Here is a 25,261-nt window from a genome sequence, read left to right on the forward strand (position 1 = left end):
GAGGTGCTTTATCGTTAGATTACTTTAATCAATGTGTGACCTTCACTGTGATGACTTCGCTAGAAACCGATCCACTTTCGTTAATCCATTCCACAACATATTCATACTCGCCAGGTGCACGATCTTTGATCACTGTTGTTGCTGTCTGTGCATTCGGAGATGCTGCAGTCAACGGTTGGCTGTCGATCTCTTGACCATTCTCAGACAAACGATAGGAGGTGGCATTTGTGCCCCACCACATATTCATCGTAATCGTGTAGTTTCCATCCCCATCCCAGTTGTCATGAGAGAGCACCGGCTTCCCTGGTGCTGCATCACGAACGATTACGGTATGCGGAGCGCATTCGGTAGTCCCTTTTGAATTGATTAGTTCGCAAGTATATACATACGTACCGTTTACCCGACCCGAAATATCCGTGGATGCCTTTTGGGCAGAAGGGCTTGAGGCCGTGAGCTTCTGCGTATCGATCAGTTCACCGTTCTCATACAATTTATACTGTGTACCGTTATTCCCCCACCACATATTCATGGTGATGGTGTATGTTCCATCCGCCAAACCGTCGCCATGTTGGTTATCGTCGGACAAGGAAGGTACACCCGGTGCACCTGTGGCTTGGTCTGCGGCGATGACTGTCACTTCCACGGAAAGCTCGGTGATGAGTCCCGCGCCGTTAACTGCTTTGGCTGTAAAGGTGTGTTTTCCCACCAGACCCGTCAGTGCAATCTCATCACCCTGTTCTACGGCCTCACCGTCCCAAGTCAACTCCAGAAGAGTAATCCCGGACTCCGGATCTTCTGCCTTCACATCAACTTGGAGTACATCCTCTTCACTCATCTGTTCCGCAGGCATGCCTGTAATGACCGGAGGTGTCGTATCTTCTACTTCTTGCGGACCACCTACATAACGAATATTCGGTGCCGCTGGCTGCTCCATGCCTACTCCAAGATGGAAGCCGGTATGTGGCGGCTGGTTATAGGCTACATTTTGCCAAGCTACCCCAAGGCGGTAGACTGGATCATGCATCAACGTGCGAATACGCACATCCGTCTCATCTGTCGTCGTATAAATGCGTAATTCCGAGCTGTCCTGACTGCGCCACATCACTTCTTCACGCCAGTCTCCAAACAGATCTGCCTGCAAACTCGGGTTCGCTTTGGTGCTATTGTTCGAAGCTGCACCTGTTGCCGTCAGCAGATTAACTGTCGTTTGGTTCTCATAATCCCATTTGTCGATACGAATATCATCCTGAAGCTCACGCAGCAGGTCACCGTCCCACCAGATGCCGAAGTTGGTGGACGATGGAATCTTCGTCGTGATCAGTTCCCCCTGAGCACTGTATAGCCCGGTGATTGGAATATGCTCAGCATTGGTAATGGTTGCAGCCCATACCTCAGCTCCCGGATAGTTCGGATCAATATCGGCAGCCATGCCACGTCCGGTATCGATGCCTGTGAACACACCCCAGAGGATTTCACCTGTAGCCGCATCGCGCATTTCCATACCATACTTAGAATCTTTATGTTCGTGTACGTCGAACACTTCCAGTCCTGGACGTGTCGGGTCCAGATCACTCAGATGCATGGCATCACCATGACCTAGTTTCGTATTGTAGAGCGGTTTGCCATTATCGTCGATGGCCATCGCACCAAATGTAATCTCATCCTTGCCGTCGCCATCCACATCTGCAACCGAGAGATTGTGATTCCCTTGGCCTGCATACTCGCCGTAGCCATCGTCGCTTGAGTCAAAACGCCATACTTTGCTTATCTTTCCATCACGGAAATTGTAGGATGCCAGCACAGTACGCGTATAATATCCACGGCTGAACATGGCACTTGGATGTTCGCCATCCAGATACGCTACCGCTGCCAGGAAACGGTCCACCCGGTTTCCATAGCCATCGCCCCAGGAAGCAACATCTCCACGCGGCGGATCATATTCCACCGTATCCAGTGCTGCTCCGGTTTCACCATCGAACACCGTCAGGAATTCATCACCAAGCAGAACGTAACCGGAACTGTTCCGGTGGTCTGCATTGGCGTCTCCAATGACTTTTCCTTGTCCATCGACGGTACCATCTGCGGTACGCATCATCAGTTCGGCTCTGCCATCACCATCGAAGTCATAAACCAGGAATGGAGAGTAGTGCGCACCCGCACGAATATTCGGCCCCATATTGATGCGCCACAATCTTGTTCCATCCAGCTTATAGGCATCCATATAGACAATACCGGTATATCCGGATTGGGAGTTATCCTTGCCGTTGTTTGGCGACCACATCAGAACAATCTCATATTCGCCATCACCATCGACATCGCCCACGCTGGCATCACCCGCATAATACGAATACGGCTGCCCGTCTTTCGTATAGGCATCAGCAGGCTTTTGCAGAGGTACAGACAGGTATTGCTCCTGCCAAACGCCGAATTCCTTCGTTGCCGCTTTTTCAATGCCGTTTTCTACCGTCATGACCCGGTATTTGGACGCATCGGTGCCTTCGGCATCCGTAAAGTTGGTGCTTCCCGTTATCGGTTCATCGTTAAGCTTCACACCATCCCGATACAAATTGAAAGCAATGGTCTCGGCATCCAAGCCTAGCATGCGCCAGCCGATATAGTTGCCGTTTTCTGTTTTTACAGCCACCGGAGCACGGTCCAGATACTCCATTTCACGATTCAGCGTCGTTGCTACTGGTGTTTCGAGTGCAGCCGAAAGTTCGGATACCCCTCCCGCATTCACAGACGCCACTTTATAGAAATAAGGAATGGTGCTGAGAATGGTGGAGTCTGTGTATGCCGTCTCCTTGGTGCGAGCGATGAGATCATACGGTCCATCCTGCTTCACAGCACGATAGATTTGGTATGCACGCGCTCCTGTTGATTCCGTCCAAGTGATGGAGACGTCATTTTTGTTGATGCTTTGTAACGACAGACCTGAAGGAACCTCTGCCTTGTCTACAGATGAATCAATCGTCGATACAGGCAATGCATTGGATGCTACCGATTCCGTACCTGTACGATCCGCAGCCGTTACCGTATATACATAATTCATGCCCAGGTCAATCTTATTATCGGTATAGGTTGTTGCATCCGTGGTTCCCAGCAGCTCGGCCTTGGCCGCTCCAGTTGACTGACGGTATACCTTATACTGTACGTCATCGGCAATAGCATCCCACGACAATGCAGCGGTGATCGGATCACTCTCCAGATCCAGGCCATTCAGTTTCAGATTGGAAGGGGCCACCAATACAGGTGTAATCTCAAGTCCGTTGAGATGCGCCGTAGCCCCACTGAAGACCAGATTCATCTGCCCGTCCTGCACGGTAATCTGGTTGATCACTTTTTCGGCAATATTCTGAGCACCGGAAGATACGGTTCCATAATCTTTGCCTTCGATGTTAATGTTGGTTTTTGCTGACCCAATCCAGTCCCCAGTGTACGTCTTGACCGAATAGGTACCATTCGGCAGATCCACTTTGAATTCATATGATCCGTTAAAATAGATCACGAAGTCACGACGCAGGTTATCCGTCGCACTGCCACGATCCCGATCCGCCATATTGGCGGAAGACGTTAATCCATAACCGCGTTCTGGTGTATACAGCGTATTCCGATTGACTTCCGTATACCCTTCAGCAACCGGAGAACCTACCGGGCCAAAGTCATATCGATACGTTGCCGATTTGGTGGTGAAGCTGACTTCATCCGAAGGATCGGATTCGCCGCGGCCATTCACAGCCGTTACTCGAACCGTGTACGACTTACCTTCAACCAAACCACTTAGCGTTAAAGTAGGTACGGTTGCCGTTCCTGCCAGCTTGTAGGCAGTTTGCGGCTCTGTTGAGAGCTTACGGTATACTTTGTAGATGTCTGCGGTGTCATCCGCCGTCCATTTCAATACCGCTCCGGCGTTGCTAATGCTGCCTGCCTTCAATCCAGCAGGTTTGGCAGGCAATTCAGCTGGAACTTCAGCATCCTGAACCGCTTCCGATAACGGCAGATCCAGTTCACGAACGGCACCTGCAACCAAACGGGCAATCTGAATCGCTCCATATTCCTGGAAGTGCGTATTATCCGTTGCCCCGTTCGGGAATGCCTGATAGATGCCTGGTGATACATGGAGGAAGACAGACAATGTCGCTTCCGGTCCAATGGAATCATAGTACGCAATGCTGAGTGCGCTCAGATCGATCAGCTTCACATTTTTCTCGGAAGCCACCTCTTTCATCGCCTGCACATATTCAGGGAAGGATACATTGAACTTGCCTGTGTCTGCATTAAAGTCCCTGCGACCCATTGGGGTGACCAGAATTGGGGTAGCTCCCCGCTGCTGAACGCCGTCTATGTAGGTTTTCAGATAGTTTTTGTAATCGGCGGGTGAAGCATAACGGTCAGGAACACTGATCGTTGCATCGTTGTGTCCGAACTGCACGAACAGATAATCTCCCGGACGAATGAGGCGCAGAACCTCATCTAATCGGCCTTCGAAAATAAAGGATTTGGAGCTGCGTCCACCGATGGAATGGTTCTTAATCTCCACGGCATCACTGAAAAAGGACGGGAACATTTGTCCCCAACCCGCTTGGGGCTCCCAATATGGATTATACGTCTGCATCGTGGAGTCACCCGCAAGGTACACAGCAGGTTTGTTCCCTGCCTCGCGTTCCTGTTGTTTGGTGATCACGAGCGCATTGATATTAGCGGCCGTTCCGGAGAATTCAAAGTTCATCTGCCCATCCACCAGGGCAATATCGAAGCTCATCTCCAGATATTCACCCGCTGGCTTGGTATTCTGCTGAACCTTGTTCATGCTCTCCACTTTGATCGCAATATCTGTGTTGCCTGCACTGTCGCCAGCGACAAGGGAGACGGTATAATCACCGTTTGGCAAATCCACCTTGAATCCGCCCCCATCGGCGATTTTGGCAAAATCGGATTTAATCGGATCACTTGTACCCCGATCCTGTACCGTTACCTTGGATACATCGGTGAATCCATAGCCACGTTCCGCCGAATACGCAGACGTTGCGTCCACACCTGTATATCCATTCGCAACAGCTCCTGAACCAAAATCGAATTTATAAGTGCCTCCACCGGCAGCTTCATCAGCCGATACGGCTGCACTTGCTGTTGGTGTGCCAAACATTGTTCCCCACCCCAGACTGGAAATTGTAAATACCCATAGGAGCAAAACCAAACCAACCTGCCGCGTCTTCGCGATCATGAACACCCATCCTTTCGTTTCCTCATCATAGAATGATTAAAGCCAGAACGATGGTACAACCCATAAGTAAGCGCTTGCATTTTGTCGTTTAAAAAAAGAACTACTTTTGATTAACGGATCACCTCTTTAATTTTTAATTTTCAAATTCTTTAATGCTTCACATCAGTAAACTTTGAGGCAAAGGTTTTCATTTCCCCTCGATACTATCCCTTCTTCCAGGGAATGAACATGTAATTTCCCGTCTTTTTCCACCAATAAACCGATTTCTTCGTTCTTGATCTCTAACACATGCCTTACAAGGGAAGGGATAATGCCCCAAAAGGTAATAAAATCCCTTTTCATACGAAATACATTCAGGTACAATAGGGCGATGTGTGTGTCCGGACCAGGCGGATACGAAATACGAAGTATAGAGGACGGTTCAGTTCGAACGGATCATCCTGATTTGATTATTTGGAGGCTCATCAACACCATGCAAACCGATTCACAGACTAAAGTCAAAATCATAAACGCCGATCCCAGCGCGATGGGATTATTTGGGTTGGCCATCGTCACTCTGGTCGCTTCCTCCCAAAAGCTTGGCATTACAGACGGCCTTAGCTACGCCATTCCTTGGGCGATTTTCCTCGGTGCCTTTGCCCAGCTGTTCGCTTGCATTCAAGATTCCAAACGCAACAATACCTTTGGTACAACTGCCTTCGGCGCATACGCATTCTTCTGGTTCGCGATGGGTGCCAACTGGCTGATCAAAATGGGCGTGTTTGGCTCCACTCTTGCGGAACAGGCAGATGGCAAGCAGCTCGGATTTGCTTTTGCCGGATACCTCGTGTTCACCCTGTTCATGACGCTGGGTGCCGTGGAAGCCAACAAAGTATTGCTCATCATTTTCATTCTCATTGACTTCCTGTTCCTTGGCCTGACCTTTGACGCGTTCGGCGTAGCTCCTCATATCTTCCATACCATCGCAGCTTATGCTGAAATGGGAATCGGAATCGTGTCGTTGTACGGCACAGGTGCTTCCGTACTGAACGCTCACTTCGGCTATACGTTCTTGCCCATCGGCAAGCCGGCTGGCATTTTCAGACCCAAGGCTTAATATACAGCATCAAACCGCCAGCGCGCCGGTCCGCGCCTGGCGGTTTTTTTGAATTATGCTTCACTTGAATAGGGATACAGCTTCTTTTTTACTTTTTACCATTTTTTTATTTCTTTTTCTGAAAAAAAGTATAATATTAACATGTCATATACAACATTCTACTAGGTGAGGGAGTTTATAACAAATGAGAAACAAAGCAAGATCGGCAGTTTTATCCTTAGCACTAGCCGCAACTTTGGCGATTCCAGCAGTAGTTAGCGCTGATAGCGTCCAAGCAAATCCGGCAGATGAGACAACGCCACCAATTGTTACTCCGTTCTCTGTTGGTAACCAACAGCCGCTCACAACTGTGAGCGCTGCTACTTCTATCGTCCCCGCTTATTTCTCGGTTCCAGCTGGTTACGGACATGGTAAATTCTACTTCCTAAACAATGGAACAAGCAATCTAACTGTTACGATGACACACTCATCAGGATTAGAGTATATTGCAGCTACTGTTAAGCCGGGAGCAGCATATACTTGGAGAAGCACGGCGGATTATCCGCAAGGTATGCGCGGTGGTGATTATACCATCTCATTCCATTGTTCCAGTGGTGTAAATGCAAAGTGGTCTGCATTCGCTTCCAATAGCGTCACTGAAGCTAACGCATAAAACATTAAAATCCGTTACGACTGATTATTCACAAAAAAGGATTCGAAATGTAACAGTGTATGACAGTCTATTATATTGGTACATCAGACGGCATGTCGTCGACGCTAGAAGCGCCTTAGCTTCCGATAATATCGGTGAACGAGCAGGACTCAAGCAGTCGGCTATTGCCCGTCTGGAGAGCTCCGCGCAGATTCCGCGCTTCGATACGCTCCAGAAGGTGGCTTTTGCGCTTGGCTTGCGCTTTGAACTGGTTCCTGATGGCGAGGAAGAAGTGATCGACACCTATACTAGAACTAACATATAGAGAGGATGGACGCGGCATATCTTGCAGCGTCCATCAGCCATACTGTCAGGAGGACTACAAAGAATGAGAGAGATACCTAAACCTACGGAATCAGATCAAGTGGAGAGAAAGTATGTGCGCGAAACACGTTGTTTCAAGACGGCAAGAGTATTTCCAACCGATGTAAATAACCATAATACCTTGTTTGGCGGCAAACTCATGTCCTATATCGATGACATTGCATCCATCGCCGCATCCAAGTTGTGCCGGGTCAATACCGTTACGGCTTCGACCGATTCGGTCGATTTCTTGTATCCGATTAATCCGACGGATTCGGTGACGTTGGAATCCTTCGCATCGTGGACGGGACGAAGTTCGATGGAGATTTTTGTGAAGGTGATCCGCGAGGATCTGAAGACGGGGGAGAAGAAGATTGCGGCGACCGCATTCCTTACCTTTGTCGCTTTGGATGAAAATAACCGTAAACTCATTGTCCCTCGCATCATTCCGGAGACGGAGGAAGAGAAGAAATTATACGAGACTGCTCCAGCCCGGGCGGCCATGCGGAAACAACGGCGGGCAGAAAGCAAGAACTTCGCCGACTTCCTCACCGTTAGTTATCCTTGGGAATAAGAGAATCAGGCACGCTATTCAGTCCTGAAGCATGCGTTCATGAATGGTCCGGCCCTTCTGCCCTGGTTCAATCAGGAGACGGGTCGGTTTGATGTTAATTAGCGCGGTCAACTGTTCTCCCATGTAGTGGGAAGAATACTTGAACCCAATCTCCGCCCAGTGCATAATCACACCAACGGTCGCAGATACCAGGTAACTTAGCATGATATCGTAATTAATGGTGTAGTCGCTATCTTCGGTCACCAATACAAAATCCTCGGTTAAATATGTTCTGAACATATTGCAGAGTCTCGTTCCCATATCCCCATGCATCGTCATCAAGGCTCGAAAGATATCCTGATGTGCTTCGATATATTCAAATACAGGCATCGTTGATGGCAGCAATGCCGTCATATCCACTTCTTTTAACTCCGCGTAAGGTGATGCATAAGCTTGTCCCACGCCCTGCATGAAATCATCCAGAATGAATTGCAATAGCTCGGGTTTACCAGGAAAATGTAAATAGAACGTTCCCCGGTTATAATCTGCCCGCTCCGTAATGTCACGAATCGTGACGGCTTCAGCTCCCTTTTCCAATATCAAAGAAACTGCCGCAGCAATGATGGCATCCTGCGTTCTTCGTGCTCTCCGATCCTGAGGGTGTTCGATAATCAACATTTCCACCTCCTCTGTCCATTATTGTAACCTAAATGAACACCGCTTACATCTCTGTCCGATAGCTGACATATGCGCTGTCAATGATGATTGTCACATTACTATGTATATCTTAACATTGAGATAGGAACGATAGACCACAGGTTGAATGTTCACTCACAGTTCACCTGATTTCATTTTATAAGGAGCGAATACATGATGAGTACATCATATACCCAAACAGCAGTTATTACAGGAGCAGCCGGAGGCATCGGTAAAGAATTGGCACGCCGCCTTGCTGAACGCAAAATTAATCTGGTGCTGGTCGACCTGAACGAAGAAGTCATCCAGCAAACCATCACGGATCTGAAACTCGACAAAGAGCACGCCATTGCAGTGAAAGCAAACGTATCTCAGGAAGCCGACGTGAAAAACTATGTGCAGCAAGCACTTGATACGTTTGGTCGTATCGATTATTTTGCCAACAATGCCGGCATTGAAGGTCCAACCGGACTGATCGAGGATCTGAGCGTTGAAGCGCTCGACCTCGTATATAACGTCAATGTGCGCGGCGTATTCCTTGGTTTGCAGAACGTCATCCCTGTCATGAAAAAACAAAAATCAGGTGCGATTCTGAATACCTCTTCCCTCGCAGGTCTGATGGGTGCTCCAGCCGTATCTCCATATATTATGTCCAAACATGCCGTGATTGGCCTCACCCGCACAGCAGCGAATGAACTCGCGCCTCATGGTATTCGGGTTAACGCGGTATTGCCAGGCACCATTAATACCCGTATGATGCGTCAAATCGAAGCAAACTCCGGTAATGTGGAAGATTATCAATCAGCTACCGTATCCGCAATTCCGATGGGCCGCTATGGTGAACCGGAAGAAGTCGCAGCCATCATGAACTTCCTGTTATCCGAAGAAGCTTCGTATGTCACCGCTTCGCTCTATACTGTCGATGGCGGTATGATGGGTCAATAAGAAGAATGGGGCTAGCCTAACTTGGCTGACGCTTTAAAAGGTATTTCCGAGTGTACAATCCAAAATGACCTCAAATTCCACAATAACGTGGAGGCTGAGGTCATTTTTTTAATAAATAGATTGATTTAAATTTAATCCACGTAGCCTGCGAGACCTTTTTCCATCAAGTAGTCCATTTCAGCATCCAGTATGCTTTCAACGGTTAGTTCATCCAGCTTTACATCTTTGCGGCTCAAAATGTAGTCGGCCAGATCGTCACCGTCGATATCCACGTCGCCTTTGGCATTTTCATGTGCTTTGTTAATGTACGCCTGCTCATGCTTCAGGACAAGAGCGATATTCGCTTCGCTTGCCTTCGTCTTCTCTGCAATATATGCCTTCATTTCCTGTTCATTCATTGAATTTGCTTCAGTCACGTTAAAGTCAGCTCCTTGATTCATACGTTCTGTTGCCATTGTAGCATAGGTTAACCCACAACAGACATGCCTTATTCCTTATCCCTAGGATAAACGAACGTAAAATGTTGCACCTTCCCCTACTACACTGCGGGCGTAAATCTCACCTTTGTGCTGCTCCACGATCGACCTTGCAATCGCAAGACCCAATCCATGTCCACCATGTTTCCGTGCTCTGGAGGCATCCGTGCGATAGAAGCGATCGAAGATCCGGTCCAGATGTTCGTGCGCAATGCCTTCTCCCGTGTTGGAAACGGCCAGCACAACGTCATTGTTCTGTTTCTTCAACGATACGTTGACCGAGCCCTTGGCTCTGGAGTATTTCACAGCATTATCGAGCAAAATCAGAATGACCTGCTTGATCTGTTCGCTGTTGCCATGGACCATGAGCTGCGGCTCAATGCTGTAGTCCAGAGATATATTTTTCTCAAAAATTACGGCTTCCATCGTCAAAATAATCGTCTCCACCGCATCGCTCATATTGAATTTGGCATGAATCATCGAGGATCTTGAATCGTCAATTTGAGTCAGATATAACAGATCATTCGTCAGTCCCGACATGCGTTCCGTCTCCGACTTGATGTAATGCAGCCATTTAGCTTGATTCTCAATCGTATCCTCCCGGTTCGCGAGAAGCACATCTGTGTTGGTATTAATGATCGCCAGCGGCGTTTTCAATTCATGTGAAGCATCGGCTATGAACTGCTTTTGCTTCTCAAAGGCTTCCTTAACCGGGGTAATGGATCGATTGGCGAAATAGCGGCTCAGGAAATAGATAACGATCAGCATGATCAAACCCACGACGGCAAAAGTATAAATCAGATTCGTAAGGATGCCCTGTTGGGCCGTCACATCGATGAACACAATCATATGCCCTGTGCTGCTCGGGTCGATCACATAAGCCCAGTCCGTTCCATTCAGTGTAAACTGTCCGGTCTTCCGATCCAGATCGTCGACTTTATTCACCTTTTGCAAAGCTTCAGTATAGAACGTGTCATCCATATCAAACCTGGAGTGTGCATCGGTGATTTTCCATTCACTGTCCGTCTTGACCATGAACGATACAGAGCGTCCTGGCGGTGAATTCGGATCACTCCCCGGTGCTCCATCGGCAATGGAATCGGATGGCTGAGATCCTGCCACTGAACCCCTGTCATCACCGCGCGGCATCTTGCTGGAGTTGTACGGACCATGATAGAAATCCGACACTTTGAACAGCTCCATGTTGGTTTCCCGCTGTACATTCTGGTACGTAATGATGTAGATCGTGGCAAAGGCAACCAGCATCATAATTGATATGGATACCAGGTTCACGATCAGAAATCGGTTTCTGAGTTTCTTGAACATCAGGACGTCACCTCAAGTACGTACCCCACACCCCGAATCGTATTGATGCGGACCGAGGAGTTCAGGAAGGTTAATTTTTTGCGTAAAAACGAGATGTACACCTCCACATTGTTATACTCCACTTCCGAATCGAAACCCCACAACTTCTCAATAATCTGCTCTTTGGAAGTAATGGCCTGTTTGCGCGTGATTAGCAGTTCCAGCAGTTCATTCTCTTTCAGATTCAGCTTGATCTCCTTGCCTTGCACACTCAGCTTCAGCTGCGTCGTGTTCAGTTCGATGTCACCGAACTTCAGTCCATCCTCTGGAACAACTTCTCCCTTCCTTCTAAGGGCTGCCCGAATCCGTGCGAGCAATTCCTCCGTGGCAAAGGGCTTTGCTATATAATCATCGGCTCCATAATCCAGCCCGGTCACTTTGTCTGAAATTTCTCCTTTGGCTGTGAGCAGAATGACAGGCGTATGATTGCCTTCGCTGCGCAGTTTTTTCAGCACGGTAATCCCGTCCATTTCCGGCATCATGATGTCCAGCAGCAACAGATCATAGATTCCACTTAGCGCATAATCCAGACCCGATCTCCCGTCATGCACCATGTCTACAGAGTAATTGTGTTTTTTCAATATTTGCGATACGGCTTCTGCCAAATGAACCTCATCTTCCGCAATTAGTATTCTCATCGGTTCTTCATTCCTCTGCATGAATTGGTTTCGATATATGTCAATCTATTATACCAACGATTGTAGCAACCGAACCTTGAATCAATCTTAATTTCAGTTTTTTCGCGAACTATTAAAGGAAGGTAAAAAAAGATCAACGGAATGTAAAATCATTTAAGATTCATTCAAGGTTGGCGCTCTAAGATACAGACATGGAAGCAATACACGATGCAACAAAACATACAAAACATGGATGAAAGGACTGAACCCCAATGGCAATTGAAGTATTCAACCGATATGAGAGCAAGTATCTCCTGACAGATGAGCAATACGAGAACTTCTACACCGATCTGCTGAAGTATATGGAACTGGACGCCTTTAACAAGAAACACGAGTTTTACTCCATCAGCAATCTGTACTTCGACACTCCGCAGGACTCCCTGATCCGCGCAAGTCTCTCCAAACCTAAATACAAGGAGAAGCTGAGACTGCGGGCATACGGAGTTCCTGAAGAGAATGCGAAGGTATATCTGGAGATCAAAAAGAAAGTATTTGGCCTGGTGAACAAACGCCGAACTGCCCTGAAGCTGGATGAAGCCTACGAATTTGTTCGGACAGGCAAAGCACCTGATCTCGCCGATTACATGAACAAACAGGTTGTCGAAGAGATCAAGTATTTCCTCCGGCTGTACGATCTGGAACCAAAAGTATATCTGGCGTATGAACGCAAGGCACTGTTCGACAAGAACAGCCGCGATCTCCGCATCACCTTTGATACCAACATCCGCAGTCGTAGATACGATCTGAAGCTGGAGCAAGGAGATTATGGTGAGCCGCTGGTGAAAGACGGACGCTGGCTGATGGAAGTCAAAGCCGAGAAAACCGTTCCGATGTGGCTCTCCCAACTGTTATCCGAACACGGTCTTTACCGCACCGGATTCTCGAAATACGGCAATGAGTACAGACATCTGGCCAGAACAACCAACCTGAACTACCAGACTGAACGAGAATTGCTGCCGGGTACCGATTTCAACCCATCCATAGAACAAGAAAAAACAATCACAGAAAGAGAGCGTGTCCTGTATGCTTGATTCCATCTTTAGTTCCGCACTAACCGATACAACTCTGACCTTCAGCAATGCCATTGTTACCATCGGCCTTGCCATCATTATGGGGGCCATTATCAGCCTGACATACATGAAGACCAATCAAAGCACCTACTCCCAGAGCTTTACGCTAACCATGGTTGTTTTGCCAGTCATCGTAGCCATTATCATTCTTCTGATCGGCAGCAACATTGCCCGTGCATTCAGCCTCGCCGGTGCCTTCTCCATCATCCGATTCAGAAGTGCGCCTGGTGACCCGAAAGATATTGCTTATGTTTTGTTCACCATGGCTTCCGGTCTTGCCTGCGGTGTAGGCGCATTCGGTTATGCCGTAATGTTCACCATCATCCTGTGTGTACTGATGTTTGTCCTGAGCCGCTTCAACTTCGGAGCGAAGAAAAGCCAGCAAAAAACATTGAAAGTGACTATTCCCGAGAATCTGAGTTACGAAGAAGCACTGGACGAAGTATTCCACAAATTCAATGTCGTACATGAGCTCAAAAAAATCAGAACAACCGAACTTGGCAGTCTGTACGAGCTGGTCTACAACGTAACCATTCATGAAAGTGTCAATCAAAAAGAATTCCTCGACATGATCCGTACCCGAAACGGTAATCTGGATATCTCGTTAACTATGAGTCCAACAGCCACTGAATATTAAAATTCGAAGGGAACGATATAATATGAAAAAGAAAATCATAACTGGCAGCAAACTGTGGTCCGTCGCGATGATTACTGCAATGGTTACAGCTTGCAGCGCTCCGGCAGCAACCAGCAGCACTGCAAACGCCGCAGTGTCAACGACAGGGACAACCAAAACCGTATCCGTCAGTGAACAAACCTCGGTGAAGTATGCCGATCTGGTCACAATGGATGCAGACGATACCAACGTTAGCTGGAGTGCAACAGATTCCACAACGATTAAGCTGAACGGGACGACCGCTTCCATCACAGGATCGGGTGCAAAAGCAGCAAACGGATCAGTAACCATCTCCGCAGCAGGTACCTATGTACTTAGCGGCAAACTTACCGATGGACAGATTGTAGTTAATGTTGCTGATAAGGGCACCGTACATCTCGTATTAAACGGGGCAACAATCAATGATAACGACAGTGCAGCCATCTATATCCAGAAAGCGGGCAAAGCTATCATTACGCTGGAGGAAGGAACCGAGAATGCTGTCTCCGATGGCAAGACATACGTATACGCCGACGCTACAACGGATGAGCCGGATGCAGCCATCTTCAGCAAGGCAGACCTGACGTTCAATGGTACAGGCAAGCTGACGGTTACAGGCAACTACAATGAAGGTATTACGAGCAAGGATGATCTGAAAATCGTCAGTGGCACAATTAACGTCAAATCTGCGGATGATGGCATCAAAGGTAAAGATATGGTGGCCATTCAAGCCGGTACCATTACCATTGATTCAGAAGGTGACGGCATTAAATCCACAAACGATACGGATACGACTAAAGGCTTCGTTGCCATTGCTGGAGGTACATTCAACATCCAGAGCGGCAGCGACGGCATTCAAGCGGAAACCGCATTGGTTACGGATGGCGGCACATTTAACATCGTAACCGGAGGCGGCAGTGCCAATGCACCAGAAAAAGTAGAAGAAGGACCATTTGGCGGCGGTGGCGGCGGATGGGGTGGCGGTACACCTCCAACCGATATGGGTACACCACCGGATGGTGAACCACCTGCTGATATGCCGAGCAATAATGGCACGAACGCAACAGGCGCAGCTCCATCCAGCTCTACAAATGCCAAAGCACCTGCTGATTCCAATGCGGATGCAGACACAAGCACAACAACAGAAGAAGAAACGACGAGTGCCAAAGCACTTAAAGCTGGAGTTGACCTCACCGTCAATGGCGGTACGTATACCATTGATTCCATGGATGATTCCCTACACAGTAACAACAATGTAATTGTCAATGACGGCAAGTTCAGCATTGAATCCGGTGATGACGGCATTCATGCAGATCAGGCGCTTACCATTAACGGCGGAACGATCACCATTGCCAAGAGCTATGAAGGCCTTGAAGGTGCAATCATCACCCTGAACGATGGGGATGTGGATGTGACTGCATCAGATGATGGCGTGAACGCTTCGGGTGACATAACTGCAACTGACGCTGATGCTGATGCCGATGCTGCAACCACTGCAGATGACAGTACTAAAGTAGCCGATACCGATACAACTGCAGTCTCCAACACTTCTGTTACAGAGACGACTGGCACAACATCAACTACGGATCAGTCCAATCAAAGTACAGACGCGAATAGCAATGCTCGCCCACAAGGCGGTGGGCCAGGTGGTATGCCGGGTGAATCCGCCAGCAACAGTGAGCTTCATATCAACGGCGGTTCCCTCACCGTAAATGCAGGCGGCGATGGACTGGATTCGAATGGCTCCATCTATATGACAAACGGAACGGTCATTGTGAACGGTCCAACGGATAACGGCAACGGTCCACTCGACTATGATGGTACATTCGAGATGAGTGGTGGATATTTGGTCGCTGCCGGCAGTTCCGGCATGGCACAAGGTACATCCGATACATCAACTCAAAATACAATCGTGATGACATACCCTGAAACACAAAAAGCAGGCACACTCGTTCATGTGCAAGACAGTGAAGGCAATAACATCCTGACCTTTGCTCCAGCGAAAGATTATCAATCTGTTGTGGTTAGTTCCCCTGATCTGAAGAAGGATGGATCTTACGTGATTTACTCCGGCGGAACATCGACGGGCAAAGCAGTGGATGGACTCTATACAGACGGAACGTATAGTGGTGGGACCAAAGTGGTTGCCTTCCAATCCACAAGCAATGTAACTTGGGTGAATGAATCTGGTGTTACAACTGCCAATACAGGTATGGGTCCAGGTGGAGGCGGTGGCCAAGGTGGATTCGGCGGCGGAAGAAACAGACCGCAATCGGGTACAACAACCGATACTACAGGTACAACGGGCACTACGGATACCGCGAAGTAAGTTAAGATTCAGGTCATAAAAGGCAACAAATAAATGATTAAAAACAAGGGATGTCCCATACGTCATGAATATGACGGAGGACATCCCTTGTTTTTGCTATTTTGTTCTAAAGAAGCTCGTACAAGCTATTCGCTCCCAATGGATGAAGGAATAACGTTGCTGATGTTCATTAAATGCTGCATTCCTTGATTATTCACCTTTTAAGATGCGGTAGGTTTGTTAGTACTCAAAACGTATATACATACACCTTGGTACGCAACGTGTCCCGGCATGTGATTGTCCGTAGCGGTACCTTGCCTGGCAATGCAAAACAGACGCTAATCACCTTTGCTCCCGGAGGCAGCTCCCGATTGAACTTGTCGACGAGTCGATTCATTGCTCCAGGAAACAAATAACAGATGACGCAATCTGCGTGTTCATATGAACTAGTATAGATGTTGCCACGGATGAATCGCAGCCGTCCCTCCAGAGAATGGCGCTTTCCCTTTGCTCGCCGTAAGCGGACACTTAGAAAAGCAATCAGTTGGGAGGCCCATAAGGGAACAATTGAATTCTCAATACCCGTTAGCCGTTTGCCTGGACAATGCCTCACTACGTCCAGTGCGAGCGTTCCCCAGCCGGAGCCTGCTTCAATCACGTCACCGTAACCGGGAATACGGTTGACCTCTTGAATGACTGTCTGCCTGACGATGCTGGATGTGGGCATCGGTGAGATTCCATTTTTCCAACTGACCAGCACGATGGATACTACCGATATAAGTGTCACCACAGCAATCAGCCATGGGATAAATTGAAATATGAACATAACCTCAACCCTTTGGATTTTAATTAAGAGGTGGCATTTGCACCTTCATCATAACAAAAGAAGCTTCTCCAGGTCTAAAAAACCTGACAGAAGCTTCCTTCTTGTTATTCTATTTTAACTATATCTCATTCCATCCCGCTGCTCATTCCACGCATTCAGTCCGGCACATGGGACTTCATGTATACACCCTTTTTGTACACCGATTTGATTGTAAAATGTACGCCCAGCTTGCGATTCGTCCGGTAGATCAGCGAGTTAATCTCGTCAATGCCTACCGGTTCACTCTCCAGCATGCTTCGCTCCGGCCACACTTGGCCGACAATCTGCTCCCGTGTCACAAAGTGATCCAACTGGCTGTACAATAGCTTGAACAGTTGGTACTCTTTCTTGGACAGTGGAATCTCCACTTCTCCAATCTGCACCGTTTGCAGGTGATCCTGTAAACGCACGCCCTCGCCCAGCAGGTCAGATAGCCGATATTCTCTCGTTTCTTCGAGATCCCCTTCTACGCGAAGCTGAATCAAGCCGTTGACCAGTGTCAGGCTGTCTCCTTCGGCAAACGGGTATTTCTCATAAGGAACGAGGCGCTGCCCGTTCAATTCCGTTCCATTTTTACTATCCAGATCCTCAATCCAAAGTTGCTGCTGCACATCATAATGAATGCGGCAGTGCCGCTTCGATATCAACTGATTGTAAACAGACAAGTCCAGTTCGTCTCCACCCGTATAACGCCCCACTGTAATAGAACGCCCCTGGCTGACATAAGCGAACGAACCGTCACTTTCCTGCCCTGGCGTACGAATGACGATTTTTGCCGTCTCCCGCATGTTATTCTCCCACCTTCAAATATCACTCTATCTCTATGAGCGTTCCGTTCATAAATAATGATAAATTCATCAGATTTGTTCCATTGTTTGCATCCATAATAATTTATATAGTGTATACAGGCATCGTTATATGCTTTTCTCTACTATACCAGACGTTGTGCCTTTTTTCTCATAACAGTCGTATCCATGCCCTAGCCCAATCAACAAGAGAGGTCCCTCATCATGAACAAAAAAAACATTTTCATATATGTGCTGCTCGCCTTCACCCTATCCATTACATTAACAGTGCTCTCCCGCATCAATGATGATCACGGAGAATCACTGAAAGGCACAACCACAACCGAAACTTCATGGTTGCAACTGAATACCCAGCCGTAAGTATACTCTATTATAACGTGATCAACAGAAAAAACGTTTCACGAATGTCATCTTATGCTGGGTCATGCCATCCTGAACGAGGTTCGATCATAATCCGTTCATCAGAATAAGGCCCCTGGACGCTAAAAACCAGCGCTCAAGAGCCTCATTTTAATGCATATTTATGATATGGATACCGATCAGTTCATCCGATAATGACTTATGTCAAAATCAATGTTGCAACGGCATTCCCCGCCCTCAGCGCCGCTTTTTCCTGATACCAAGTTTCCTCCACCCATACACAATAAGAGCTACAGAGCCAGCAATCCATAATAATTGCCATAACATGATACTCAGATCAAATCCCATGTTGTATCCCTCCCCTAAAGATTGTGAATGCTGTATCGAATATCCTAAAATTGGTTTTTTTATCCTACGGCAGATCGGATTCATTAGACTGTTCTATCTCTCTAGCCTGAATTTCCTCCATCCGGCTCGACACCTTCTGATACAGATAAGAAATGCCAAGCAGCAGTACGCCAAAGCTGAAATAGGCAATGATCTTGCTGCCCGATGTAAGCAATCCCACATCATAGAACACCATTTTCCCGGTGGAAAATAACGTCAGGCCCAGACCGAGGCGCCGAATCATCACATATTTTCTTCGGAACCCGTAGGCGATATACAGGATCGCAAGCAGCAGATAGATTAGGCTGAACATCAGCCCTACATCTCCCCAATGGAACTGGACCGTCAAGAACACGGTGATGACACCCAGCAGATAGACCCCTGCGATCACCGGATACCATTCAACGCTCTTGAACTGCCCGCGGATTGCCGTGATCAGCAGATCCCTTCCTGCAAAAAACACGCCCACATTAAAGATAATTAATACGAGTAAACCTACGACTTCAGCCGCTGTGTGCTGCTGAACATCCGGCTGAAGTGCCGGCATGGATAACGTTACTGCCAGTGCAATACAACAGCCCACCGCATGCAGGAAGACGATGTAACCCTGCACGATCCGATCACGCAAAAGCCTCACTTTACTCAATCCATAGGCCATGGCAATGGTCAGCGCAGCGAACATCAGCCATTTGTAGAACAGGTATAACAGGAATGAGTCATCAACTGCTTTCATATACAATTCATTCGATTCATACAGCACATATAACCACAGATTGGCGAGTGTGATGTACTTGAATGCATTCAAAAAGCCAAGCTCTATCTGGCTATAATGATATTTCTCTCCGGATAGGGAGCCGTTGCGATCCAAGGCGTAATAGAGTGTAATAAGCAGCGCACCCAGCGTGATGCAGGAGTATTTTAGCATGAAATAGGATTGCTCCCCCATGATGAACAGCACCAGCACGTCATAGTACACAAAGGTGAACATGCACAGAAGCACGATTCCCCATCCAGCACGTTCCACCAACTTGAACCGCTTCAGATGTCCGAGCGTAACCAACAGAACTCCTTCGATCAGCCAGCCCATAGACAGCCACTTCGCACCAAACTGGAACGGTATAATCAGAATGGCAAAGGTCAGTGAAGTCACGTAGAACAATAGAAGGGTCTGCTTTTCCTGAGGCATCCTCTGCTGGATAAAACGGGCGAGCCCGAAATAGACCAGAGCGAAAATCAGAGCAAGCAAACCTTGTGCGTCATTCCAGCCCGCTGCATCGAACAATACATATAACATCAGGCAGCTGATGCTCGTATTCATGGCGAGCAGTGCAAAGTCCCACCAGGTTAACTTCACCCTATGTTTAAACGGATACGCCAGTGTAATGCCGAGATATAATGCAAATGTCACAATGGAATACACCATGCCGATCTTCTCACTTGGTGAGAGCCATAACAGGATGAGCATGGACGGTGTGTTGAACAGAAAACTGATATAGTGCACGATTGGCCACCGTTTGCCAAATGAAATCAAAACAATAATTCCGTTCAGGAGCAACAGATAAATCATGGCCACATAAACAGCCGAGCCTTGAAGGCCGAAATAGGCCATGTAGGAGATTAACGGTAAATACCCTCCAACCAAACCAAGTGAGCAGATCGTCCTGGACTGATACCTTAACGAAAGTAGAACGGATAACGCCGAAACCAGCACCGACAAGGCAAGTCCCGTATATAACCCGATGATATGCAATAGAAAATAGCTGTAGAAAACGGAGCCAAACAGAACCGATATCCCGCCGCCCAGCAGCCCCATCGCGAACGTCTGTCTTTTACGCCGGAACAGCCATTCTCCCCCGGCAAGCATAAGCGCACCAAGCAGGAAGAACGCTACGCCTTTCACCTCATCGCTGAACCAGGTCTTGTAGGAGTACTGAAAGGCTGCACCAACGCCAAGAATGATCAGCAGGATGGCGACCTTGTTGATCCAGCTCAGGCCAATCTTCATCTCCATCCGATTCTGGCGAATGCGCCGCTGAATGGTCTCTTCGCTTAAGCCTTCTTCTGCCATATGCTCATATCCTTGTTGCATCTGTCCGCGCAGCTCCTCTTCCCTCTCCCACAGGGTCTGCCTATGCAATGCAATACATTCCTGCACCTCAGCAGCCAGATGAGCAATTCTTTCCTTCATCTCATTGGCGTCACCCTGAAGTTCCTCTGAAGCTCGGTTGAATATGGCATTCAAATTCACTTTGGCGCGGTGCTCATGCGCCACGAGCCGATCATTATGTACACTCGTCTTTCCCCGAAAGTAGGTCTCCATCTTCTCCTGGGATACACGAATGAGATTCAATTTCTCATCCAGCATCTGTTCTGATAGAGCCATGCGAAGACGGGCATTCTCCTCTTCCATTTTCCGTGTGCGTACTTCAAGCTGTTGGAGCTTGAGTTGGTGCGCTTCATATTGCGTTCGCAGTTGTTCGTTCTGCACGATCAGGTCATCGGATTGATAGTCCTGAAGCAGAGCATTATATTCCTTTACCAGCTGCTTCTGCTGCTCCTGAACCTGGTGAAGCCGATCCTTGAACTCTTTCATGAGCTTCCTCCGTTGGTTGATGTTGAATTCATTCCCTATATTTTACTATATGTATGCCATAAAATGGGGTTTAAGGAATAGAATCATTCAACCGTTTTCTGCGGATTGGAAGTCGTTACGGGATTTTTTCAAAAAGCTTACATAAAAAAAAGCCCGGGAAGCATCAGCTCCCAGGACTCTCATTCATTGATATAGTCATTCTACACACGTATACAACTTCTGGTGATCTTACTGAGCCTCGGATACTTGCTTACGCCGGATCTTTCGTATCCGCCGTCTCCGGCTCCATAATTTCGGTGGTATCCGGGTCCAGCCAGTTCGCGAGCAGGGTCCGTACATATTGCAGATCACTCTCTGACAAATCATAGTACCATGTGCCGCTGCGTGTTGCGCCTTCACCCTTCAGCATGTAATTGCTGATTGTTGGCGTGCTGTCTTTCATATATAGAGACTCGGCAAATTTCACGATGAAATCCGAGTTCATGTTGGTTGTAAAATTCGATCCAGCGATTTGGATAACGTCCGGGATCTTAGTCAGGTTTTTGACCTCAAGCGCACGATTCATGAAAGCACTTAGAAAAAGACGGTGCCGCATCGTCCGATTGAAATCGGAATCTTCCCGGTAACGGACATAGCCCAGCGCTTCTTCGCCGCTGTAGATCGGTTTGTTCGCTTCAACAAACAGCTTCTCATGCGTTTTCAATTTGTTCTCAATATTTTTCTTAATCGGCAATTCAACACCGCCAACCGCATCAACAATATCCTTGAGTCCGTTAAAATTAATCGCGGCATAGAAATCGACTTTGTTTTCCAACAAATGCTCCACGGTATCCATCGCCATCTTGGCTTCACCATGTGCATAGGCTGAATTAATCTTCGACTTCACATCCCGGCCGATAATATCGGTGTAGGAGTCACGTGGAATCGACAGCAGCAACACTTTATTTTCTTCCGGACGCACAACAGAATAGATCATGGTATCCGAACGGCTTGGTTCGTTATCTCGTTGATCAATTCCTAACAACAACAGCGAGAATGGATCGGTATGTTCTACAACGGGTGCATCCTTATCGCCAACTGGCTTGAAGGATTCATCGAGCGTTTCCTTTACGGTTTCCGAAGCAAACAGGTTAAATGCAAACACAACGAGTTGCTTTTGATAGATAAATCCGAGTCCCCCCAGCACAATTAAAGTACTCAGGATGATAATCAAAGGTTTCTTCCATCTCTTCTTCGGTTTCTTCGGCTTCCGTCTGGTTAAATGTGCGGCACTGTTCTCCATCATATCTCCTTTAATAACGGTCTTAGAATCATTTAACTATATTAATAACACGTTTTCAATAGATTACGTTATAATCTGCTATACAAGAAATGACACAGAAGGAGCGATGAACGATGGAATATCGACGTTTGGGGAATAGCGGTCTGCGCGTTTCCGCACTTGGACTCGGCACCAATGCCTTTGGTAAACGGGCGGATGACCCAACTTCTATCCGCATTATTCATGCGGCACTGGATCAAGGAATCAATTTTATCGATACCGCCAACATCTACGCCGGAACGGAATCGGAGCGGATTATTGGACAAGCCCTGATGGGCAGACGTGAAAACGCTGTGCTTGCTACCAAAGCCGGACTTCCCCGGCATGAGGGTCCCCATGGGCGCGGTTCCTCCCGCTATCATTTGCAGCAAGAGCTTGAACATAGCCTGCGGCGTCTGCAAACGGACTATGTGGATCTGTATCAGATCCATACTTTTGATCCGCACACCCCGCTGGATGAGACGCTGCGCACATTGGACGATATGGTCACTTCCGGCAAAGTCCGCTATATCGGAGCTTCCAACTATGCAGCCTGGGAGCTGATGAAAGCCCTTGGTACCAGCGAGCTAAAAGGATATGTACGTTATATCTCGACCCAAACCAGCTACTCTCTGGCTGATCGCACACCTGAGCATGAGCTTGTACCGATGTGTCTTGATCAAGGCGTAGGTATCATTCCATATTTCCCGCTGGCTGGTGGCATTCTGACAGGCAAATACAACGGTGAAGCGGGCGTGCCTTCCGGTTCCAGAGCGGATACCGATCCGGCCTTCAATCGTTTCCTGCTGGAACACAATATTAAATTAGGTGAGCAGGTCAGCGAAAAGGCATCGGCGTATGGCTGCTCTCCAAGTGTCCTGTCGCTTGCATGGCTGCTGGCACGCCCTGCTGTTTCGACGGTTATCGTTGGGGCAACGAGCACGGAACAGCTGGAGCATAATCTGGCTAGCCTGGACATGAAACTGACCGATGATATAATCTCGCAGCTCGATCAACTCAGCGACTCTTTCCGTCATGGTAAGCCATTTGCGACTTATCGGATTAATTGAACCAATACAAAAAACCTCCCGGCTAAAAAGTCTGGGAGGTACAACTTCACTACACTCTGTAGTCTAATAAAGCATAGAAAAAATCTTTCTATGAATTAAACATCTGTTTTATGTTGGATAAATTCTTGCATGATTTCCATGTATTCATCCTTACGATCACTTAACACATCAAAGAACACCTTGTCCGCGGCTTCAACAAGATGAATACCTTCAAGCGCCAAGCGAGTTCCTTCCGGCGTTGTTGTAATAATATTCGCACGGGTATCGGTAAGATGACGCTTGCGAGTTATTAACTCTCTCTTTTCAAGAGCACGGAGCACTTGAGAAGTAACGTTAACATCCACATTGGCAAATTGCGCAAGCTGGACCTGAGTTACCCCCTTACCCTCTGTATCGCGTTCATTGAGCCACACACAGGCATGCAATAATACAAATTGGGGTTGTGTTAATTCCAGAGGCTCGAGCACCCTGCGTATTTCCTTTTGCCACATCGTAGTAACCTGCCATAGCAGATACCCCGGACTTTCCTGAGCATTTTTATACCGTGAGCTTTCCATCTCATATACCTCCATCATTACACCTTGAGCTTCATCCTATCTTATAACGATTGTCGGAACGCATGCGTTTCAACGTTGTACATTTTCAGCGGAAAACATTAGCGTGAAGGAATAAATTGCTTGACCCATTGACCAAATCCATGCGGATTACGGCTCTGGATCAGGACTGTACCTTCACCTCGAAATCGGCATACCAATCCTTCTCCACTGGTCACGCTAGATAACCAACCTTGTGAAGCTTTCTCAATGCGATAATTCATATAATTGGGCCATGCGACCAAGTGGGCATTATCCACGATCACTTCTTCACCCGCAGCCAGATTAATCGCATGGATTGCACCATAGGATGATAGGAACACTGTTCCTCGCCCACTGATCTCTATAATAAAGAAACCCTCTCCCGAGAAGAGACCTTTCTTCAAGTTTTGCATTTTGGTATTCACCTGGATGCCTTCCGTTCCGGCCAGAAAACCATCTTTCTGTACGTAGAGCGAATAGGAGCCATCCAGTTCAATCGCCTCCACATCCCCCATGCTGGAGGGTGACAACAGAATTTCCGCAGATCCCCCTGCAGCCGTTAATTCCTGAAAAAAGAATTTCTCGCCGCTGATCATTCGTCCGAATCCGGCAAACATACCGCCTTCAGCAGATCCCTTCAAGTCAACGGTTGGTGTCATGGATACCATGGCCCCGCTTTCTGCCTTGAACCGTTCTCCCCGTTGCAATTGCACCTTAAGCATCGCAAATGCACCATCATATAGAATTTCATAGTTCACGGCTTCATCAGCTCCTTATTGTCCGTGTTAAAATCATTTAACCCATTATCCTCTAACACTGAGAATTTGTCTCCGTATTCCTTAATAATGTGCTGATCTCCCCAGTTACAAAGGGCATTCAGAATCGGTTCCAAACTTCGGCCATACTCACTCAGTTCATACTCCACCTTGGGAGGTACCTGATTATACACAATGCGGTTCACAATCCCGTCATCTTCAAGCTCCCTCAGCTGCTGTGTTAACATTTTCTGCGTAATTGCGGGCATAATACGTTTGAGATCACTAGTGCGTTTCTTCCCGTGTGTCAGATGGCAGAGGATAACGCATTTCCACTTGCCACCGATGACTTCAAGTGTCGCTTCAACTGAAATATTATACTTCTTTCTGATCATGCTGAATGTCCTCCCGGAAATTGTTATTCATAAAAGCAATTGCTATATAGGCACTAAAAAGTACGTAGGGTACTAAAAAGTACGTACTATTCATTT

General features: G+C 47.6%; 22 protein-coding genes. 10 read left to right on the forward strand and 12 right to left on the reverse strand.

The window, feature by feature from the left end; all coding sequences use genetic code 11:
* Positions 1–28 precede the first annotated feature (28 nt).
* Entirely contained in the window at positions 29–5,224 is a 5,196-nt protein-coding gene (locus BUA17_RS31860; protein WP_072733797.1) for a rhamnogalacturonan lyase family protein, read from the reverse strand.
* Between the two features lie 472 nt (positions 5,225–5,696).
* Between BUA17_RS31860 and BUA17_RS12470 the strand changes: the two genes are divergently transcribed.
* From BUA17_RS12470 to BUA17_RS12485, 4 genes are all read left to right on the forward strand, one after another.
* Entirely contained in the window at positions 5,697–6,320 is a 624-nt protein-coding gene (locus BUA17_RS12470) for an acetate uptake transporter (protein WP_063567767.1), read from the forward strand.
* 184 nt (positions 6,321–6,504) lie between these two features.
* Complete coding sequence (locus tag BUA17_RS12475) at positions 6,505–6,972, forward strand: hypothetical protein (RefSeq protein ID WP_063567766.1); 468 nt, start codon at positions 6,505–6,507, stop codon at positions 6,970–6,972.
* Positions 6,920–7,276 (forward strand): helix-turn-helix domain-containing protein, encoded by a 357-nt coding sequence (locus BUA17_RS12480; protein WP_139295656.1) that lies wholly within the window; start codon positions 6,920–6,922, stop codon positions 7,274–7,276. The genes BUA17_RS12475 and BUA17_RS12480 overlap by 53 nt, the downstream gene beginning before the upstream one ends.
* A 99-nt stretch (positions 7,277–7,375) precedes the next feature.
* The gene (locus BUA17_RS12485; protein ID WP_063567782.1) at positions 7,376–7,888 is read left to right on the forward strand and encodes an acyl-CoA thioesterase; all 513 of its coding nucleotides are present in this window, start codon (positions 7,376–7,378) and stop codon (positions 7,886–7,888) included.
* An 18-nt stretch (positions 7,889–7,906) separates the two neighbouring features.
* Here the strand turns inward: BUA17_RS12485 and BUA17_RS12490 are convergent, their stop codons facing one another.
* Positions 7,907–8,545, reverse strand: a complete 639-nt coding sequence (locus BUA17_RS12490) for a TetR/AcrR family transcriptional regulator (protein WP_063567764.1) — start codon at positions 8,543–8,545, stop codon at positions 7,907–7,909.
* Between the two features lie 195 nt (positions 8,546–8,740).
* On the opposite strand from BUA17_RS12490, the gene BUA17_RS12495 reads away from it, so the two are divergent.
* A complete protein-coding gene (locus BUA17_RS12495) occupies positions 8,741–9,508 on the forward strand; it encodes an SDR family NAD(P)-dependent oxidoreductase (RefSeq protein WP_072733799.1) in 768 nt (255 codons plus the stop codon).
* 131 nt (positions 9,509–9,639) lie between these two features.
* Here the strand turns inward: BUA17_RS12495 and BUA17_RS12500 are convergent, their stop codons facing one another.
* From BUA17_RS12500 to BUA17_RS12510, 3 genes are all read right to left on the reverse strand, one after another.
* Positions 9,640–9,906, reverse strand: coding sequence for a hypothetical protein (locus tag BUA17_RS12500; protein ID WP_072733957.1), 267 nt, complete (start codon positions 9,904–9,906; stop codon positions 9,640–9,642).
* Positions 9,907–10,008: 102 nt separating this feature from the next.
* The gene (locus BUA17_RS12505) at positions 10,009–11,310 is read right to left on the reverse strand and encodes a sensor histidine kinase (protein ID WP_072733800.1); all 1,302 of its coding nucleotides are present in this window, start codon (positions 11,308–11,310) and stop codon (positions 10,009–10,011) included.
* On the reverse strand, positions 11,310–11,987 hold the full coding sequence (locus BUA17_RS12510) for a response regulator transcription factor (RefSeq protein ID WP_063567761.1): 678 nt from the start codon (positions 11,985–11,987) through the stop codon (positions 11,310–11,312). Before BUA17_RS12510 ends, BUA17_RS12505 begins: the two co-directional genes overlap by 1 nt.
* Before the next feature lie 251 nt (positions 11,988–12,238).
* On the opposite strand from BUA17_RS12510, the gene BUA17_RS12515 reads away from it, so the two are divergent.
* Genes BUA17_RS12515 through BUA17_RS12525 form a run of 3 tightly spaced genes read left to right on the forward strand, consistent with a single transcriptional unit; the run spans position 12,239 to position 16,080 of the window.
* Positions 12,239–13,057 (forward strand): polyphosphate polymerase domain-containing protein, encoded by an 819-nt coding sequence (locus BUA17_RS12515; protein WP_063567760.1) that lies wholly within the window; start codon positions 12,239–12,241, stop codon positions 13,055–13,057.
* Positions 13,050–13,733 (forward strand): DUF4956 domain-containing protein, encoded by a 684-nt coding sequence (locus BUA17_RS12520; protein WP_063567759.1) that lies wholly within the window; start codon positions 13,050–13,052, stop codon positions 13,731–13,733. Before BUA17_RS12515 ends, BUA17_RS12520 begins: the two co-directional genes overlap by 8 nt.
* Positions 13,734–13,755: 22 nt before the next feature.
* Complete coding sequence (locus BUA17_RS12525) at positions 13,756–16,080, forward strand: carbohydrate-binding domain-containing protein (RefSeq protein WP_072733801.1); 2,325 nt, start codon at positions 13,756–13,758, stop codon at positions 16,078–16,080.
* Positions 16,081–16,306: 226 nt separating this feature from the next.
* Here the strand turns inward: BUA17_RS12525 and BUA17_RS12530 are convergent, their stop codons facing one another.
* Both BUA17_RS12530 and BUA17_RS12535 read right to left on the reverse strand, forming a co-directional pair.
* Positions 16,307–16,885 (reverse strand): class I SAM-dependent methyltransferase, encoded by a 579-nt coding sequence (locus tag BUA17_RS12530; RefSeq protein ID WP_072733802.1) that lies wholly within the window; start codon positions 16,883–16,885, stop codon positions 16,307–16,309.
* A gap of 155 nt (positions 16,886–17,040) precedes the next feature.
* A complete protein-coding gene (locus BUA17_RS12535) occupies positions 17,041–17,712 on the reverse strand; it encodes an FHA domain-containing protein (protein ID WP_063567756.1) in 672 nt (223 codons plus the stop codon).
* Positions 17,713–17,934: 222 nt separating this feature from the next.
* Between BUA17_RS12535 and BUA17_RS31190 the strand changes: the two genes are divergently transcribed.
* A complete protein-coding gene (locus BUA17_RS31190) occupies positions 17,935–18,090 on the forward strand; it encodes a hypothetical protein (protein ID WP_170867836.1) in 156 nt (51 codons plus the stop codon).
* 412 nt (positions 18,091–18,502) lie between these two features.
* On the opposite strand, the gene BUA17_RS12540 is transcribed toward BUA17_RS31190, so the two are convergent.
* Together BUA17_RS12540 and BUA17_RS12545 are read right to left on the reverse strand one after the other, a co-directional pair.
* A complete protein-coding gene (locus BUA17_RS12540) occupies positions 18,503–21,070 on the reverse strand; it encodes a DUF2339 domain-containing protein (protein ID WP_072733803.1) in 2,568 nt (855 codons plus the stop codon).
* Positions 21,071–21,320: 250 nt separating this feature from the next.
* Positions 21,321–22,355 (reverse strand): LCP family protein, encoded by a 1,035-nt coding sequence (locus BUA17_RS12545; protein WP_326066741.1) that lies wholly within the window; start codon positions 22,353–22,355, stop codon positions 21,321–21,323.
* 110 nt (positions 22,356–22,465) lie between these two features.
* Here BUA17_RS12545 and BUA17_RS12550 point away from each other — a divergent pair, with 110 nt between their 5' ends.
* Entirely contained in the window at positions 22,466–23,440 is a 975-nt protein-coding gene (locus tag BUA17_RS12550) for an aldo/keto reductase (protein WP_072733805.1), read from the forward strand.
* A 95-nt stretch (positions 23,441–23,535) separates the two neighbouring features.
* Here the strand turns inward: BUA17_RS12550 and BUA17_RS12555 are convergent, their stop codons facing one another.
* The 3 genes from BUA17_RS12555 to BUA17_RS12565 all read right to left on the reverse strand — a co-directional run bounded on the left by BUA17_RS12555 (position 23,536) and on the right by BUA17_RS12565 (position 25,165).
* On the reverse strand, positions 23,536–23,997 hold the full coding sequence (locus tag BUA17_RS12555; protein ID WP_063567752.1) for a MarR family winged helix-turn-helix transcriptional regulator: 462 nt from the start codon (positions 23,995–23,997) through the stop codon (positions 23,536–23,538).
* A 98-nt stretch (positions 23,998–24,095) separates the two neighbouring features.
* Positions 24,096–24,773, reverse strand: a complete 678-nt coding sequence (locus BUA17_RS12560; RefSeq protein WP_063567751.1) for a TIGR00266 family protein — start codon at positions 24,771–24,773, stop codon at positions 24,096–24,098.
* Complete coding sequence (locus BUA17_RS12565) at positions 24,770–25,165, reverse strand: winged helix-turn-helix transcriptional regulator (protein ID WP_063567750.1); 396 nt, start codon at positions 25,163–25,165, stop codon at positions 24,770–24,772. The genes BUA17_RS12560 and BUA17_RS12565 overlap by 4 nt, the downstream gene beginning before the upstream one ends.
* Positions 25,166–25,261: the final 96 nt, after the last annotated feature.

The sequence above is a fragment of the Paenibacillus sp. ov031 genome, from assembly GCF_900143165.1.
GTDB lineage: Bacteria > Bacillota > Bacilli > Paenibacillales > Paenibacillaceae > Paenibacillus > Paenibacillus marchantiae.

Excerpts from the sequence above, each read along its gene's own strand:
- BUA17_RS12545 (WP_326066741.1), bottom strand. The coding sequence starts at position 22,355 with ATGATGGAGAACAGTGCCGCACATTTAACCAGACGGAAGCCGAAGAAA.
- BUA17_RS12565 (WP_063567750.1), bottom strand. The coding sequence starts at position 25,165 with ATGATCAGAAAGAAGTATAATATTTCAGTTGAAGCGACACTTGAAGTC.
- BUA17_RS12530 (WP_072733802.1), bottom strand. The coding sequence starts at position 16,885 with ATGTTCATATTTCAATTTATCCCATGGCTGATTGCTGTGGTGACACTT.
- BUA17_RS12550 (WP_072733805.1), top strand. The coding sequence starts at position 22,466 with ATGGAATATCGACGTTTGGGGAATAGCGGTCTGCGCGTTTCCGCACTT.
- BUA17_RS12500 (WP_072733957.1), bottom strand. The coding sequence starts at position 9,906 with ATGAATGAACAGGAAATGAAGGCATATATTGCAGAGAAGACGAAGGCA.
- BUA17_RS12525 (WP_072733801.1), top strand. The coding sequence starts at position 13,756 with ATGAAAAAGAAAATCATAACTGGCAGCAAACTGTGGTCCGTCGCGATG.
- BUA17_RS12515 (WP_063567760.1), top strand. The coding sequence starts at position 12,239 with ATGGCAATTGAAGTATTCAACCGATATGAGAGCAAGTATCTCCTGACA.
- BUA17_RS12555 (WP_063567752.1), bottom strand. The coding sequence starts at position 23,997 with ATGGAAAGCTCACGGTATAAAAATGCTCAGGAAAGTCCGGGGTATCTG.
- BUA17_RS31860 (WP_072733797.1), bottom strand. The coding sequence starts at position 5,224 with ATGATCGCGAAGACGCGGCAGGTTGGTTTGGTTTTGCTCCTATGGGTA.
- BUA17_RS12510 (WP_063567761.1), bottom strand. The coding sequence starts at position 11,987 with ATGAGAATACTAATTGCGGAAGATGAGGTTCATTTGGCAGAAGCCGTA.
- BUA17_RS12505 (WP_072733800.1), bottom strand. The coding sequence starts at position 11,310 with ATGTTCAAGAAACTCAGAAACCGATTTCTGATCGTGAACCTGGTATCC.
- BUA17_RS12535 (WP_063567756.1), bottom strand. The coding sequence starts at position 17,712 with ATGCGGGAGACGGCAAAAATCGTCATTCGTACGCCAGGGCAGGAAAGT.
- BUA17_RS12490 (WP_063567764.1), bottom strand. The coding sequence starts at position 8,545 with ATGTTGATTATCGAACACCCTCAGGATCGGAGAGCACGAAGAACGCAG.
- BUA17_RS12470 (WP_063567767.1), top strand. The coding sequence starts at position 5,697 with ATGCAAACCGATTCACAGACTAAAGTCAAAATCATAAACGCCGATCCC.
- BUA17_RS12540 (WP_072733803.1), bottom strand. The coding sequence starts at position 21,070 with ATGAAAGAGTTCAAGGATCGGCTTCACCAGGTTCAGGAGCAGCAGAAG.
- BUA17_RS12480 (WP_139295656.1), top strand. The coding sequence starts at position 6,920 with ATGCAAAGTGGTCTGCATTCGCTTCCAATAGCGTCACTGAAGCTAACG.
- BUA17_RS31190 (WP_170867836.1), top strand. The coding sequence starts at position 17,935 with ATGAACAAAAAAAACATTTTCATATATGTGCTGCTCGCCTTCACCCTA.
- BUA17_RS12520 (WP_063567759.1), top strand. The coding sequence starts at position 13,050 with ATGCTTGATTCCATCTTTAGTTCCGCACTAACCGATACAACTCTGACC.
- BUA17_RS12495 (WP_072733799.1), top strand. The coding sequence starts at position 8,741 with ATGAGTACATCATATACCCAAACAGCAGTTATTACAGGAGCAGCCGGA.
- BUA17_RS12475 (WP_063567766.1), top strand. The coding sequence starts at position 6,505 with ATGAGAAACAAAGCAAGATCGGCAGTTTTATCCTTAGCACTAGCCGCA.